Below are 15,852 nucleotides of genomic sequence, written 5' to 3'. Positions count from 1 at the left end.
ACTAAAAATACAAATATAAAATGGCTATAATTAAAGGTGGAGAATTTTTAATCAAAGAAGTTCAAGCAAACGAGATCTTTAGTATTGAAGAATTAAACGATGAACAAAAAATGCTGCGTGATTCTGCAAAAGAATTTATTGATAGAGAAGTTGTTCCAAACAAAGATCGTTTCGAGAATAAAGATTTCGCATTAACGGAAGAAACTATGCGTAAATTGGGAGATATGGGAATGCTAGGTATTTCTGTACCCGAGGAATATGGTGGATTAGGAATGGGATTCGTTTCTACAATGTTGGCTTGTGACTATATTTCTGGTGCCACTGGATCTTTGGCTACTGCATACGGTGCACATACGGGTATTGGAACTTTACCAATTGTATTGTACGGAACTGAAGAACAAAAGAAAAAATATTTACCAGATTTGGCTGCTGGCATAAAGTTCGGAGCTTACTGCCTTACAGAGCCTGATGCAGGTTCTGATGCCAACTCTGGGAAAACAAAGGCTAAACTATCTGAGGATGGTAAACACTACATCATCAACGGGCAAAAAATGTGGATTTCTAATGCAGGATTTGCTGATACTTTCACATTATTTGCCAAAATAGAAGACGATAAAAATATTACAGGTTTCATTATCAATCGTTCAGAATTGGAAAACCCAGACAGCTTAACATTTGGGGAAGAGGAACATAAATTGGGTATACGCGCATCGTCTACTCGTCAGGTTTTCTTCAATGATATGAAAATTCCTGTTGAGAATCTTTTAGGAGAAAGAAACAATGGTTTCAAAATCGCTCTTAATGCTTTGAACGTTGGTAGAATCAAATTGGCAGCTGCTTGTTTGGATGCACAAAGAAGAATTACCAACCACTCTATCCAGTATGCTAACGAAAGAAAACAATTTGGAGTTTCTATTTCTACTTTCGGAGCAATCAGAAAGAAAATTGCTGAGATGGCAACTGGTACATTCGTAAGTGAAGCGGGTTCTTATAGAGGAGCAAAAAATGTTCAAGATAAAATTGACGAATTAGTAGCTGGCGGAATGAGCCATCAAGAAGCTGAACTAAAAGGAGTTGAAGAATTCGCTGTAGAATGTTCTATTCTTAAAGTTTTTGTTTCAGATTTAGCTCAAAATACAGCGGACGAAGGAATTCAGGTTTATGGAGGAATGGGATTCTCTGAGGATACTCCTATGGAATCTGCTTGGAGAGATGCTAGAATTTCTAGAATCTACGAAGGAACCAACGAAATCAACAGATTATTGGCAGTTGGAATGTTAATTAAAAGAGCAATGAAAGGCGAAATAGATCTTCTTTCTCCCGCTATGGCAATTAGCAAAGAATTGATGGGAATTCCATCTTTCGAAGTGCCAGATTATTCTGAATTTATGAGTGAAGAAAAAGCAATTATCGCAAACCTTAAAAAAGTATTCTTAATGGTTTCTGGTGCTGCTCTACAAAAATTCATGATGGATATCGAGAAGCAACAACACTTATTAATTAATGCCTCTGAAATCTTGAACCAAGTTTATATGGCTGAATCTGCAGTTCTAAGAGCTGAAAAACATTTCACTCCAGACTCTGTAGAAGCTGCAATGGCTCAATTGAACCTGTACAAAGCAACAGAAAAAATTATCGCAGCTGCGAAAGAAGGAATAATTTCTTTTGCTGAAGGTGATGAGCAAAGAATGATGCTCTCAGGGTTAAGAAGATTTACGAAATATACTAATTATCCAAATGTAGTAGCACTTACAGAGAAAATTGCTGCACATTATGTAGAAAAAGGTCACTATTAGGATTTCCTTTTAGATATAAATACTCAAAACGCTTCAGATTATCGGAGGCGTTTTTTTGTGTTATACGCTAAACAATATAATTTTCTTATTTTTAATAAGGTAGTCTTCCAATGGTTTAATTCCTTTTTCGTTTAAATAAATATCTAAATTGATTCTTAGGTTTTCATCTTCGATCCTTTCAATCTTAGTTACCGTTTGATATCTAGTCAATTTTTCTATCTCATCAATAATATCGTGTCTACTTTCTGCATAATCTTTATCTACTACTACAATAATATTTTTGGTTAAGTTATTGGGTACAACATGCTTCCCAAACCATTGTGTTGCATAGATAACCACCATAGTAGAGAGCAGAAATACACCTGCAATATAAAACTCACCAAAGCCTATGGACATCCCAATTGCCGCAGAAACCCAGATTACTCCTGCTGTTGTGAGTCCATAGATACTAAATCCTTCTTTGAAAATAACACCAGCACCCAAAAATCCTATTCCACTAATAATGCCTGCTGCAATAGCATAGTTATCACCCTCACCCCTTAGATTCTGTGATAGTATTGCATATAAGGCTGAACCAAGAGAAATAATAGAGATGGTTTTCAAGCCGGCAGATTTATCTTTCAATTCTCTTTCATATCCTAGAATAAGTCCAGACAAAAGTGCAGCACCTGCTTTTAGGAAATCTGAGTAATGAAAAAATTGATTAAAATCATTCATATCGTAATAAGATTTTGTGTAAATAAAAAGGACGCCTATCAATAAGCGTCCTTAATTTATTTTATAAAGAAAGCTTATTTAGCTTTTGCCTTCTCTAATGTATTGTTATAAGCATCTTTAACATCAGAAGCTGCTTTCTTAGTAGCATCCTTAGTATCTTCTGCTGCTTTGTTCACTGCATCTTTAGTGTCTTTAGCTGCCTCTTTTACGTCTTGCTTAGCGTCTTTTACTGCTGCATCGGTTTTCTCAGCTGCATTATTTACTCCATTTTTAACGTCTTGTGCAGTAGCTGCAGCTGCATCTTTAGCTCCTTGCCATGCAGTTTTAGCGTCATCCAAAGTCTTTTGAGCTGCCTCTTGAGCTGCCTTATCACCTTTCTTTATTGCTGCATCAAGATCAGCTTGAGCCTGGTCAACCTTCACTTTAGCTTCAGTTTCCGTTAAACCGATAGTTGTTTCTGTAGTTGTAGAAGTAACTGCCAAAGTATCCTTACCGTCAGTAGTTATAGTTGTGTTTTGTTCTTTTTTGCAAGAGAAAGCTACAGTCAATAAAAGTGCTGAAGCTACAAATAGCATTTTTTTCATAATGTATTAATTGTTTATTATTTTGTAAACGCAATATAGTATGAAAATAGTATACCAATTATAAAAAAAAAATATATTTTTTATTAAAATGTGATCATCTAACCTCAAAATCATTAAAGAATCCTTTAAAATAAGCATTGTAGTGTATTTTAGACATTACAAATTAATAATTAAAAATATTCTTGATTAATCATAACACTGTTAATTTTACACCAAATTTTTCTTTTTAAAAATAAAATAAAACTCACTATTAAATCCTATCCTCTATTTTGTAATTTTGTTATATCATTAGCAAGCAACCGTCAATAAAGGAAATATTAAAAACCAAATATGAGAAAAACCATAGAATCCCTACAATTTTCAGCTTCAGATCTTTCCAATCATATTCATTGTACGCATCTTACGCATCTGAATCATGAAGCAATAGAAGCAAATCTGCAAAAGCCATTTTCTAGCAGCAGAACTTTAGAATTGATGAGAGAAAGAGGTTTGAAATTTGAAAAAGAATATTTAGAATCTTTAAAAAAAGCAGGATTTACAGTTTTTGAAATAAATGCTCAAGATAAAAATGCACAATCTCTAACTTTGGAAGCTATGAAAAGTGGTTACGACTATATTTATCAGGCTCGACTAGAAGACCCAGAATGGCAAGGTTGGTGCGATTTTCTTGTTAAGGTAGAAACTAAAAGTGATTTGGGAAATTGGTCTTATGAAGTATTGGATTCAAAACTTTCTGCAAATACTAGAGCTGGAACTATTTTACAAATTGCTCTGTACTCGGAGATGTTAGCAGAAATACAGGGAGTTTTGCCTCAGAAAATGCACGTTAAAAATCCAGAAACTCAAATAAAATATCGTGTTTCGGATTATATTTCTTATTTAAGATTAATTAAAAACAGGCTAAAAACTGCTATTGATTATAACGATGCTACTTACCCAGAATTCTGCGCCCATTGTGATATTTGCAATTGGTGGAATCATTGTAATGATAAAAGGCGAAAAGATGATCATTTGAGCTTTGTGGCTGGCATGGGAAATTCTCAAACTAAGGAAGTAATTTCTCATGGTATAAAAACCTTAGAGCAAATGGCTACAACACCTTTACCATTGCCTTTTAAACCATCAAAAGGGTCTAAAGAAACTTACATCAAACTAAGAGAGCAAGCGCGTCTTCAAAAGGAATACAGAGATCATCATCAACCCATTTTTGAACAAATCGAAAGAAAAAAACAATTTGGTTTTTACAAACTTCCAGAACCTTCAGAAGGTGACATTTATATTAAATTTGAAAGTGATCCTTTGGTAGAACCTAACGGAATAGAATACCTGATGGGTTGGCTTTTTCAAGGAGAATACCAACACATTTGGATTCAAAATGCCAATGAAGAAAAACAATCCTTTGAGCATTTGGTTGATTTTATTTTTGAAAAAAGAATGCAATTTCCTACTCTTCATGTTTATCATTATTCTGCATCAGAAAGTACTGCGCTCAAAAGATTGATGGGAAAATATGTAACAAAAGAAGCCGAGATTGATCAATTGCTGCGTTGTGAAAGTTTAATTAATTTATCTCAAATCGTAAAACAATCCATAAGAGCAGGAATTGAAAAATACACTTTACGAGAATTAGAAGTTTTCTATCAATTTAATAGAAATCAAGATATAAGAGAGGTTGCTATTCATCAATCTGATTACAAATTTATTTTAGAAACAAAAAAGCACGAACTCATTACCGCCGTTTTACAAAATCCAATTGTAGAATTTAACAAAGAAGAATGTTTTTCGCTAAAAAATCTTCAAAATTGGTTGGAAGACAATAGAACTCAACTAATAGCTTTGGGTGAAGAAATACCAAGACCGATTGTTGAAATTGCCGAAGAGCCAGAATCTGTTTCTGAACATCTTTCTCGCATAGAACCTATTTTTGAAGCTTTAATGGAAGGAATTCCTATGGAAAAATTTGAAAGGAATAATCATCAGGAAGCTAGATATCTTTTGGCTAATTTACTAGATTGGTATAGAAGAGAAGAAAAATCGTTTTGGTGGGAATATTTTAGAATTTTGGCACTTCCAATGGACGAAATGCTGGACGAAAAAACTACACTGACTTATCTGCGATATACTGGCGAAAGAGAAGATTTCAAAAGAAGTATTATAGACACCTACTCTTTCCCCAATCAGGAAACTGATCTTAAGGCAGGCTTGCAAGTGAAGGATCAGGATGGTAATAGCATTGGAGAAATCTATGAAATTGACGAATATCACAATACTTTAAAACTAAAAAAAGGACCAAAAATAAAGGATAATCATCCAGAATCTATTATCAAATTTGAGCGCTTTTTAACCAAAGATAAAATTGAAAATTTGGTACAGTTTACTGAATGGATTGTTGAAAATGGATTTTACAACGATTTGCCAGATTACAAAGTTGCAAGAGATTTATTATTAAATGAAAATCCTAATACCATTGCAACCGTAATAGACACAGAGAATACGGTAGAAAAAGCAATTGATTGGTCACTAAAACTGAATTCTAGCTATCTTCCTATACAAGGTCCGCCTGGTGCAGGAAAAAGCTATACGGCAAGTCATATGATCTATAATTTGCTTACAAGTGGAAAAAAAATCGGCGTTACAGCACTTAGTCACAAGGTCATTATCAATTTGCTTAAGAAGGCGAAGGAAGTTGCAGAAGAAAATAATCTTGAAGTAAAAATTTTATATAAAAATAGTGCAAGAGATGATCAAGATACATTTTGGGATTCTCCGAAGAATACTGCTGAAATCGTACATCTGCTTCCCAATTATCAAATTATTGCGGGCACAAGTTTTATGTGGTGTCACGAAAGTTTGAGAGATGCCGTAGATTATTTGTTTGTGGATGAAGCCGGACAATTTGCCTTAATAGAAACTGTGGTAGTGTCGCACGCTGCAAAAAATCTAATATTTCTAGGCGATCATCAACAATTAAAGCAACCGATACAAGGCATTCATCCTGAAGGAACAGAAGTTTCTGCGCTGGAACATCTTCTGAAGAGTGAAAAAACAATTCCAAAAAATAGAGGTATTTTCTTGGAAAAAACTTGGAGAATGCATCCTGACATTTGCCTTTTCGATTCTGAAATGTTTTATGAAGGGAAATTGCTCGCCGTTGATCAATTAAAAAACCAAAAAATAAAAGGAAATACAGCACTTGTTGGTTCAGGACTTTTCTACAAATCCATCTCGCATAGCGGAAATACCAATGTGGCAATGGAAGAAATAGATTACATAGAAAATTTGGTAAAGGATCTAACCAAAGGCGATGTCTTTTGGGTAGATAAAGAAGATAAAAAACATCTTGTAACTCCTAATGATATCAAAATCATTACACCGTACAACAGCAATGTTTTCGAGTTGCAAAAAAGGCTTCCAAACTACGAAATAGGAACTGTAGATAAGTTTCAAGGACAAGAAGCACCGATTGTAATCTATAGTATGGCGAGTTCTACACCTGAGGACGCGCCTCGTGGCATGGATTTCTTGTACAGTCCCAACAGATTTAATGTAGCTGTTTCTAGAGCAAAGATTGCATTTGTGTTGGTAGGTAGTCCGAAATTATTTTCTCCCAATTGCAAATCACCCGAAGAAATAAAACTTGCAAATCCTTTTTGTAGATATATTGAATTATGTAAAATGATTTAAATAAACCTCATCTGAGAATCTTGCAACAGTGTTTTTTAAATTAAAAAAAGAGGTAAATAAATGTGAACATTTTAACACATACGTCACATGAGATAAATTCTGTTTTTGAAAAAGAGCACATGTAGGTTTGCAAATCTGAGATTTCCTAGGTGGATTTTTATCTTGTTTTAACCGCAAAAGGGACAAAAGACTATGGTTTAATTCAGATATTTAAAATTGAGAAAAACTTTGAACCTCAGCTGAGACGTTCGAGTATGTGGTTTTTTTTGTTTTTTTATATTAAATTAATTAACGAACCAATTATTGAGATTGATTTTATTGAATCTTTTTAAAATAAAAAAACCTCACCTAAATAGTGATGAGGTTTGCTTTTTCTCCTTAAGGTTCCCAGATAATTCGGGTCAAGACATCCAGCTTCATATTATTTCCGTGGGTTAAAGGTATTCCGGTAACCAAACCAACGGCGAGATTTTGTTGAAGAGCCAACTTGATTTGCGGTCTTAAAACATCATGAAATTCGTGGTTGTTGAATTCTATATTATTTTCAAAACCGATAAAGTTTTTACTATTGGGTAATACATAAAGTATGGAAGTGTTCACGGCGCCCATGACATCCGTACGCTTCGCATTAAAATGTCTTTCGATAATGGGACCAGCGTAAATCAGAGTATTAAAACGATTAAATTTTTTCGCAGCTACAAAAATCGGATTCAGTTTCATACCAGTAAACATTTTACCATTATCTTGGAGTGCTTTAAAGGAATTGAGTTCAAATTCATGAATATATCCTACGGCTAAGGAAGTTTGTGTTTTCTCAGACACCAAAAAAGTATATTGTGTAGCTAGTTTTATGCCTTCTATGGAGTTATCAGGAACCGATGCTGTGTTGTTTCCTTTAGCTTGTTCTATTCGAAAGGGAACCTCAACTTCTAATCCCAACCGATCTGCTACTGCCCATTCGTATTCTACAAAACCATTATATTCTTTATAATTATCAAAATTGGCAATTCCAAAACCTAGATTAAATTCGGCTTCTCCCTTCCTAGCTCCAAGATCTCTCATTAGATCTATATAAATCGGTTCTGCGTGGTCTACTTTTGGTAAAATTTTCTTTGGACTTTCTTGTGCTTTTAATCCAAAACTGAGCATAAAAATTGAAAAATAGAATAATTGTTTTATCATCATGTAAAAATCTATGGCAAAACTATCCACAGATTTAGGAAAGAATTTGGAATTTAAAACCAGTTTCAAAATTATTTTGAAAAATGAATATGAATATTTATGCACGTTTGCTATGAACTTATACAATTTCAAATTACGAAGTAAAAATAATATTGAAATTTATTTCACTCAGAATAAAGGTTTTAAATAAAATTAAAATAATTTCTTTTAAAAAAATTTGGAGAATAATAAAAAGTGCCTATATTTGCACCACTGAAAACAACGATATAATCGGCGTTTAAGGAGAGATGGCAGAGTGGTCGATTGCGATAGTCTTGAAAACTATTGACTGTAACAGGTCCGGGGGTTCGAATCCCTCTCTCTCCGCAAGTTGAGAAACATAAAAAAACCTTCAAATTATTTTGAAGGTTTTTTTATGTTTAAAATTAAATGAAGGTTCACTCTATCTTCTCAATACATGTCCTGCATCAGTAATCAATAGAAATTGATAGTCTGGATATTTCTTTGCCAACTTTCTTCCCTCATCTTTACCAAGAACCATAATAGAAGTACTAAGAAAATTAGAAAACTCTGCAGAAGGTCCGTAGATGGTAACACTTGTAAGTCCAGAAGCTGGATAGCCTGTCTTTGGATTAATAATATGAGAATAACGTACTCCGTTGATTTCTGCATACTTTTCATAACTTCCAGAAGTTGCTACAGCAGAATCTTCTAATTTGAGAACATTTGCGATACCACGATTAGAAAAAGGATTATTAATCCCAATTGCCCAAGGTTTTCCATTAGGTTGTTTTCCCCAAGTTGCAATATCGCCAGATGCATTCACAATACCGGCTACTACTCCATTGCCAATCATAAGTTCTCTCCCTTTATCTGCTGCATATCCTTTACCTATAGATCCAAAGCCAATCTTCATTCCTTTTTGGGTAAGATAAATAGTACACGCTTTACTATCTAGGATGATATTTTTGTAATTCACCTTCTTAATCGATTGACTAATGGTTGCTTTACTCGGCATTACGGTCATAGAGCCATCAAAAAACCACACTTTATCCATAGAAGCGGTACTTATATCAAAAACACCATTAGACTCGTTAGAATAGTACAATGCGCGTTTAGTAAGGTCGAAAACTTCTCGATCAACTTTTACAGGTTTAATGCCTGCATTTCTATTAACTTCTGAAATCTGTGTTTCTTCTCGCCATTCTGAAATTAGATTCTCTATTCTTGTTATCTCAGCAATTGTTTTATTTATATTATGATTAGCGTTGGCGCTGTCTTTATCTACAATCGTAATATGAAATATAGAGCCCATAAGGACGAGTTTTCTCTCTACCATTACTGATGATTGGCTAAAAAGGTTGGTAGCCATAAAGAGAAAAAACAGAACAAGGTAAGTCGTTCTGTTTTTATAATCTGTATTTTTATTTTTTAATAACAATCTGTTCGTATTTGTTTGTTTTTAAAATAATGATCTAAACTTTGATTGTTGAGTTTCTCAGTAATCGTATTTAGTTTTATCTCAACGTCCTTTTGCATATTCAGAGAACCACATATCATGATTGTTCCGCTTTCTTTAAGCAATTTAGCAAAAAATTCAGCATCTCTCTCAATAAGATCCATCACATATTGTTTTCTCTCTTCTCTAGAAAAAGCAAAATGAATGGTTTTTAATTGATTCTTATCACTCATACGTTCGGCAAATGCTTTATAAGTAGCAATAAGCGAATTCTCGTTTCTAAAGCCCGTATAAAGATGGATTTCCTTTTTATCAACATTACTCTCTATCATCCCAAGAAAAGGCGCAATACCCGTTCCGTTCGCAATCATAGCGACCTTTTTTGTTTCTAAAGGTAAATGGAAATTAGGATTCTTCATTATCCTAGCAGAAATCGTATCTCCAATAGTCAAGCCGTTAAGATATCCTGAGCCGAAACCATTCGGAAACAATTTGACCACTAGTTGTATTTGATTATTCACTTTACCAATAGAATAGAACCTTTCTTTGTGATCATTTGCTGGATAAACCGCTAGTAAATCTCCTGACGAAAAATCATTTTTACCTTTTGTTTGTAGCGTCACAATAAATGTACTATTGTCTTCTGAAATTGCAGTTTTCTTTGTCACAACAAATTTTTGAAGATTGGGAATCTTAAAGCCATATACAGCGGGTGCAGTTGGTAATGCATGAAGTGTTTTTTCGCTCCAAGCTTGTGCCCATGTAACAAATTCATCTGTAGAACGATCATTCACCCTATGAACATCTACAATTCTGTTTGCCCAAGATTGCTTCTGCAACACCTCATCTACTTGAGAAGCATACGCACAAAACTCTTCATACGCTCTAGAACCAAATCCAACCACAGAAAAATCAACATTTTGCGATTGAGGAAATTTATTTACCAAGTCTACAAAACGAGTAGCATTGCTCGGAGCTTCGCCTAAACCGTAGGTTGATGTGAAAACAATCAAATGCTTAGCCTTATTGTATGTTTGATACTGATTCATCTCCGCTAAAAAAGACTTTTTGCCTTCGGACAATAGTTGCTTGTGTACTTTATTAGCAAAAAAGAGCGTTGTCCCGTTTTCCGAACCTACCAATAGGATAATTTCGGCATCCTGTGGCTTAATTTTATTCTTAATTTTGGTTTTTGTACGTCTAAAAGTAATTACAAATCCTGAATAGATAAAAAAAACAATATTTAGTGAGGCTAACCCTAAAATAATTGCCCAAAGGATGTTGGTTCTGCCCGTGTGCAAATCGAGACTAAACTTCTCTAAAGCAGCAGTATAAGAAAATCGACTTTCTGACAATAAATCACCGTTAATTTGGTTCACAGAAATAGTTTTATCTCTTAAATGAATGATAAATGGTTCTGCCGGATCGTCGGGTACAAATGGGAACTCAATACGCTCAACCTTATAGAGTTTGGTGTTTTTAAAAAAATCGATATCTTTTATTTCTTTACCTATAGTTTCGTCTGTTTTGCTCTCATGCTTAATCTCAGTATTCTTCACCTTTACAAAATCTAAACGCAAAGCAAAAAGCAGTGTTCCAGAAATGGCAATTGTTAAGATAGGAATAAGAAGCCACCTTCCTGTAACCACATGAAAATATTGCGCAAAGAAGTCTTTATTTACTTTAGCAAAAAAATGTTTAATACCTTGCTGGCGTTTAATAATTAAAATTAAACCACTCAATGTAATTAAAAATAACAAAAATGATACAACTCCAACTATTGCTCTACCGGTTTCTTTTAGAAATAAAGAACGATGCAGCGCGGTTGTCCACTCGATAAAATCACTTTTGGGAACAATTTTTCCCAACTCTTTCCCCGTCCTTGGGTCAATATACGCCTTTATAGATTTTCCGTCTTCATCTAGTGCATCAATCGTCACAAAATCGTTGTGATCTACCTTCACTTCTAATATTTCAAAATAATTCTCGCGCAAAGTAGGAATTACTTGCGCGAGAGATAAATCTTTAAAATGTTCTACTTTATAACTAGGAGATTTTTCTTGTACCGCATGTATAGCCAATACTACGCCCGTTAATGATAGAATTAGAAGGAAAGATGCCGATATTGTAGCCAAAGCTAAATGAGCAAATCTCCAAATTGATAGTGTCATTTTTTCTACTGAACTTTGATGAATCTTACCTGCTTGATGTAACCCGTTCCTTTGGCTCCTTCTCTATTATCCAGAGCAGCAGCAGACAAAGTAACCTCAGCATCTTTTGTAAAATATTTTTGAGTTTCTACAGCAGATTCAAACCTAATTTTATATCCTTTTTCTAATTTTGCGGTATTAAATTCTAACAATTTTGTAGCACGTGCTCCACCAGCAACAGAAGCTCCCGTAATTCCGTTGAGTTTTTGTTTCTTTTTAGCTTGAAACTTATCCCATTCTTTCAGAGTTTTGTACCACTCGTTATCCGAGCCAAGTACAGCAAGAGTTTCTTCGTATTGTCCTTTAGGATTCATTAAAGAAACAACTACATAAGCCTCCTTACCCGAATAGCTGTTCATCTGTACCATGCATTTGTACTTGGTAGTTTGAGCAAAAGCTGTTGCCGAAAATAAAACCGCAAACAAGCTTAAAACCAATAATTTCCAATTGTTCTTCATCATTATATTATTTCAAAAATTCTACTGATATATTATTTTTGCTAAGAAACTCATTTTCTTTCGCCAAATCGTAAGCCGTTTCTCCAAATTCTGTTTTTAGATCTTTCTTGATACCGAGTGCGACTAATGTTTTTAAAACTTTATCGTCTTTAGCTGTAAGAGCAGCTTTGTGCAACGCTGTATTCCCTTCAGAATCTTGTGCATTAACGTTAACGCCTAGTTCTGCCGCTTTTTTCATGAGATCTAAATTATTTTTATCTACAGACAAATGCAAAAGTGTATTACCGTTCTTTTGTGGAGCTTTTACATCCAAACCAGAAGTTTTTAACAACTCAAGTTTATCATCAAAATCTTTACTATCAGCTTGTGGCGCTAGCCCAGGTCTTCCTGGACCCGAAGGTTTGAAAGACCCTAACCAATAATACGCCAAATTGTTTCCGTTTTTATCTAGTATTCTTGTATCTGCACCATTTTTTATTAATAAAGAAACAATATCCGACGTGCCCGAAGCTATCGCTTTAGTAAGCGCCGATTCTCCTTTTTCGTTGATAGAATTGATGTTTTTAGCTTTTGATAAAAGAGTTTGTACAATAGCAACATCTTTACCAGCCGCAGCATTCATTAGTACAGTATTGCCTTCTTTATCTACTATACTTACATCAACACCTGTGGCCAAAAAGAAATTAGTTACCTCAGCATTAGGTTTGCCTGCCAAAACATGAAGTAGAGTTTGTCCGTTTGCATTTAAAGTTTTTGGATTTAGTTTATACAAATCAATCAAAGCCTGATAAACCTCAACACCGTTTGATTTCATCCGAGAACCTTTGGTTGCAAAAAATAAAGCTTGGTCTGTTGGTGTAACCCCTTTAGTTGCTAATTTCTCAATAATCTTAAGGTTTCCTAGTTTAGCTCCATAGTCAGCTAATGTTCTTCCCAAATCGTCTTTATCTTTTAGGGATAATCCTTTAGAAATAAAATAGTCGGTTAATTTTAAATCTTCATCATGTGCAATACTAAGCATCATCAGAGTTGCACCGTCTTCGTGTTTAGCTTTAGGGGTGGCACCTGCTTTGAAAAGGGCATCAAAAACCTCTGTGTTTTTGTTTCCTGCTTCTGCAGCATACGCTGCAACATCAGAACCATGGCTGTCTTTATAATTAACGTCCGATCCTTTTGCCAAGAGATAATCTACCAACTCTAGATTACCTGAAGCAGCAGCCCATTGCAGATACGTTCTAGAATGATGCGTTTTTTTGTCTACGCTATTCCCCTTTTGCTCTACCAGATATTTTATTACTTCCGTAGAGGCTTTGTTATTAATAGCCATCACAACGGGATCAAAAAAACCGCCATTTTGCTGTGATGGGCTATTCCCTTTTGTTATTTCTTCTTGCACCATGCCAATCGTAGGTTTTCCCTTCCAGAAGCCTGCTTCTATTAGTGAGTTGGTTTGTGCTTTTCCCAACATGGTTCCTACTAGAACTACTATAGCTAATAACGTCTTTTTCATATGATAATTCGTAAGAGTTCGAAATCTTAATTTTATTTAAAATAATTCTAAATAGCAAAATTAAATAATATTTTCTCTACTACCAATGAAAATTGTGATAAATGTACATTTGGTAAAACATAAGATATATCATGCACTTACTAGAGTATGACCATTAAATAAAATTTATGTAAAATCACTTTATATTTCTATAAAGCAAATAACAGATGAGCAAACTGATATTGATAAGAAGTGAGAAACCATTAGAATAAATAATGGGCAATTCTTTTTTTTCTATTCCATACCAAACCCACAAAGAAAGTCCGGTAATTAGCACAACAATCATCAACCAAGAAAGATCGTCTACGTTTTTGGTTTTGAATATTTTTATAAGTTGAGGAATTGATTCAACCGAAGTACATATTCCTGCGATGGTTCCTAATGTGTTGGCATCCATTGTTTTGTTTTTTGTTAATCTAAAATTTACCCTTAAAAATATTCTTGAACTAATGTAAGATTCATCAAAGCACCCGAATTGATATTTGTGACGATAAAAATAATGTACAAGAGATAAAGTCCACTCATTACAAGACCAACAATACTTAAGTTTTTCCCTGTATTGAGCGTACTTATAATGTAATAAGATTTCTAATTATTGTTGTACAAAATTTTATCTTTTCGGTAGATGATAAGAGCAATAATTCTAGTAGCGATACCAGGAATAGCATAACAGCAACATTGGGATATGGATGAAATTCCTAAAACCAAAACGGCTGTAGCATTGGGCAATCTTGTTTTTTGCATGGCATTAAACTTTTTGACACAACATTAGATGACTTATTTCAGTTTTTAGGCAACCTAGGATAAACTCAACATAAAATTGCTGTGCATCTTTAGCCACTGTTTTGGGATGTAGCTCAATAGATTTGGCAACTACAATTTGATTTTTGTAAGCAATTGAGAAATAACAATATATTTTATCCCCAGATTCTTTAACGGCTGTTGCATAGCCTATGATTCCTATAGACCAATCTATTTCAAATAACTGAGCAACATTCAAAGCCATGGTATTTGCTATATTTTGTGTAACGCAATCGTTATTTTCAGCTTCTACTCTATCTACAGTCAAAAATTTTGTCTTTTCTGGCAAACCGTATGTGGTCATTCCACCCTTAAAAAACTCGCTCGCACAAGGCATTTGCGAAAATGCAAATTGTAGCAAACCAGCGCTTACACTTTCTGCAACAGAAATGGTTTCTTTCACACATCTCAAGGATTCACTTATGTATTGTAGTGTATTTTCTGGAAACTTCATACTTCGAATTTTAATCGTTAAATTTTAATTAAAAAGCTCTTATCTCGATTATTCAAAAATCTTCAAAATTTTTTGTAATAATTTTTCTTCTTTCAAAACTTTGTAATAAGAATTTTTGGAAACTGTTGCTATCATATTTTCGTGTTTCACATTTGTGTAGTAAAAATTGATCATCGCCATATCATGTGATCTAATGTACTCCTCAACTATCTTTTTTATTTTGTCGCATTTTATATTGGTCTTTATTCTATGAATATATTTACCAATAAATGAAGAAAAGACATAGTAATTTGATCGATGCTGATACCTTAGGTCGATCTCTAAAAAATTGGCTGTATGCAGCAACCAATATCTACTTTGTGAAGGATCTTGCAGTTTCATAATTGGGAAACTTTTAAATATTGATCCAAATACATAAGATCTTTTTTTTCTTTGATAGAAAGATGAAACAAAATTTGCACGGGATCCTTAACACCTATATTTTCTGGGGAATCGAATTGGGCAATAATAGCCTTTGCTTTTTCAACATGTTCTGCTACTTTTATTATAAATAACAAAAAAATGTTTTTCTTGATTTCTTTAGCATAAATTTGAGATTCGCAATCAAATATTTGAAAGTGATTATTGATTTTTTGAAATTCATTTTTATTCAATAATTCAATGATTTTATTTTCTAATCTATCCATAAAGTATTATTTAATTTTAATGTTAAATAGTAGCTAAAAATCGTTGCATAATATTATACACAATGATTGCTAAACTTTGACTTTTTAGTCTTTAACCAACAACAATTATTTGTGAAAATGTATCCTGAATATAGATATGAATTATCAGATAATTTTATTCATAATCCATTATCATTTACTTTTATTCAAATCTAAAAAATAGTAAATCATGCTTTTATGACTATAATCATAAAAAGGTGAAAACAGTAATAAAATAAAGCACTGCCGCCTAT

General features: G+C 33.7%; 14 protein-coding genes and 1 tRNA gene. 3 read left to right on the top strand and 12 right to left on the bottom strand.

What is annotated here, in order from left to right:
- Positions 1-20 precede the first annotated feature (20 nt).
- A complete protein-coding gene (locus ACKI42_RS11105; protein ID WP_407405407.1) occupies positions 21-1,796 on the top strand; it encodes an acyl-CoA dehydrogenase family protein in 1,776 nt (591 codons plus the stop codon).
- Between the two features lie 60 nt (positions 1,797-1,856).
- Here the strand turns inward: ACKI42_RS11105 and ACKI42_RS11100 are convergent, their stop codons facing one another.
- Positions 1,857-2,513, bottom strand: coding sequence for an MgtC/SapB family protein (locus ACKI42_RS11100; RefSeq protein WP_407405405.1), 657 nt, complete (start codon positions 2,511-2,513; stop codon positions 1,857-1,859).
- Positions 2,514-2,587: 74 nt separating this feature from the next.
- Positions 2,588-3,097, bottom strand: coding sequence for a hypothetical protein (locus tag ACKI42_RS11095; protein WP_407405403.1), 510 nt, complete (start codon positions 3,095-3,097; stop codon positions 2,588-2,590).
- 330 nt (positions 3,098-3,427) lie between these two features.
- On the opposite strand from ACKI42_RS11095, the gene ACKI42_RS11090 reads away from it, so the two are divergent.
- On the top strand, positions 3,428-6,781 hold the full coding sequence (locus ACKI42_RS11090; protein ID WP_407405401.1) for a TM0106 family RecB-like putative nuclease: 3,354 nt from the start codon (positions 3,428-3,430) through the stop codon (positions 6,779-6,781).
- 378 nt (positions 6,782-7,159) lie between these two features.
- Here ACKI42_RS11090 and ACKI42_RS11085 read toward each other — a convergent pair whose 3' ends face one another.
- A complete protein-coding gene (locus ACKI42_RS11085; RefSeq protein WP_407405399.1) occupies positions 7,160-8,032 on the bottom strand; it encodes an HAEPLYID family protein in 873 nt (290 codons plus the stop codon).
- A gap of 212 nt (positions 8,033-8,244) precedes the next feature.
- Between ACKI42_RS11085 and ACKI42_RS11080 the strand changes: the two genes are divergently transcribed.
- Positions 8,245-8,329 (top strand) — tRNA-Ser (locus ACKI42_RS11080).
- Positions 8,330-8,405: 76 nt separating this feature from the next.
- On the opposite strand, the gene ACKI42_RS11075 is transcribed toward ACKI42_RS11080, so the two are convergent.
- The 9 genes from ACKI42_RS11075 to ACKI42_RS11035 all read right to left on the bottom strand — a co-directional run bounded on the left by ACKI42_RS11075 (position 8,406) and on the right by ACKI42_RS11035 (position 15,580).
- Positions 8,406-9,404: an FAD:protein FMN transferase gene (locus ACKI42_RS11075; RefSeq protein WP_407405397.1), complete on the bottom strand. Its 999-nt coding sequence runs from the start codon at positions 9,402-9,404 to the stop codon at positions 8,406-8,408.
- Positions 9,395-11,593 (bottom strand): PepSY domain-containing protein, encoded by a 2,199-nt coding sequence (locus tag ACKI42_RS11070; RefSeq protein WP_407405395.1) that lies wholly within the window; start codon positions 11,591-11,593, stop codon positions 9,395-9,397. Before ACKI42_RS11070 ends, ACKI42_RS11075 begins: the two co-directional genes overlap by 10 nt.
- 5 nt (positions 11,594-11,598) lie before the next feature.
- Complete coding sequence (locus ACKI42_RS11065) at positions 11,599-12,093, bottom strand: DUF2271 domain-containing protein (RefSeq protein WP_407405393.1); 495 nt, start codon at positions 12,091-12,093, stop codon at positions 11,599-11,601.
- Between the two features lie 4 nt (positions 12,094-12,097).
- Positions 12,098-13,600, bottom strand: a complete 1,503-nt coding sequence (locus tag ACKI42_RS11060) for an ankyrin repeat domain-containing protein (RefSeq protein WP_407405391.1) — start codon at positions 13,598-13,600, stop codon at positions 12,098-12,100.
- A 175-nt stretch (positions 13,601-13,775) separates the two neighbouring features.
- Positions 13,776-14,036 carry a SemiSWEET transporter gene (locus tag ACKI42_RS11055; RefSeq protein WP_407405389.1) on the bottom strand — a complete coding sequence of 87 codons (261 nt, stop codon included), beginning with the start codon at positions 14,034-14,036 and terminating at the stop codon, positions 13,776-13,778.
- 191 nt (positions 14,037-14,227) lie between these two features.
- Positions 14,228-14,383, bottom strand: a complete 156-nt coding sequence (locus tag ACKI42_RS11050) for a hypothetical protein (protein ID WP_407405387.1) — start codon at positions 14,381-14,383, stop codon at positions 14,228-14,230.
- A 4-nt stretch (positions 14,384-14,387) separates the two neighbouring features.
- A complete protein-coding gene (locus ACKI42_RS11045) occupies positions 14,388-14,894 on the bottom strand; it encodes a CinA family protein (RefSeq protein ID WP_407405385.1) in 507 nt (168 codons plus the stop codon).
- A 48-nt stretch (positions 14,895-14,942) separates the two neighbouring features.
- Positions 14,943-15,275 carry a hypothetical protein gene (locus ACKI42_RS11040; RefSeq protein WP_407405383.1) on the bottom strand — a complete coding sequence of 111 codons (333 nt, stop codon included), beginning with the start codon at positions 15,273-15,275 and terminating at the stop codon, positions 14,943-14,945.
- On the bottom strand, positions 15,272-15,580 hold the full coding sequence (locus ACKI42_RS11035; RefSeq protein WP_407405381.1) for a hypothetical protein: 309 nt from the start codon (positions 15,578-15,580) through the stop codon (positions 15,272-15,274). Before ACKI42_RS11035 ends, ACKI42_RS11040 begins: the two co-directional genes overlap by 4 nt.
- Positions 15,581-15,852 lie beyond the last annotated feature (272 nt).

Source organism: Chryseobacterium sp., from assembly GCF_045629545.1.
GTDB lineage: Bacteria > Bacteroidota > Bacteroidia > Flavobacteriales > Weeksellaceae > Chryseobacterium.
Note: the sequence above shows the minus strand (reverse complement) of the source record. Positions and strands in the feature narration are given on the sequence as shown.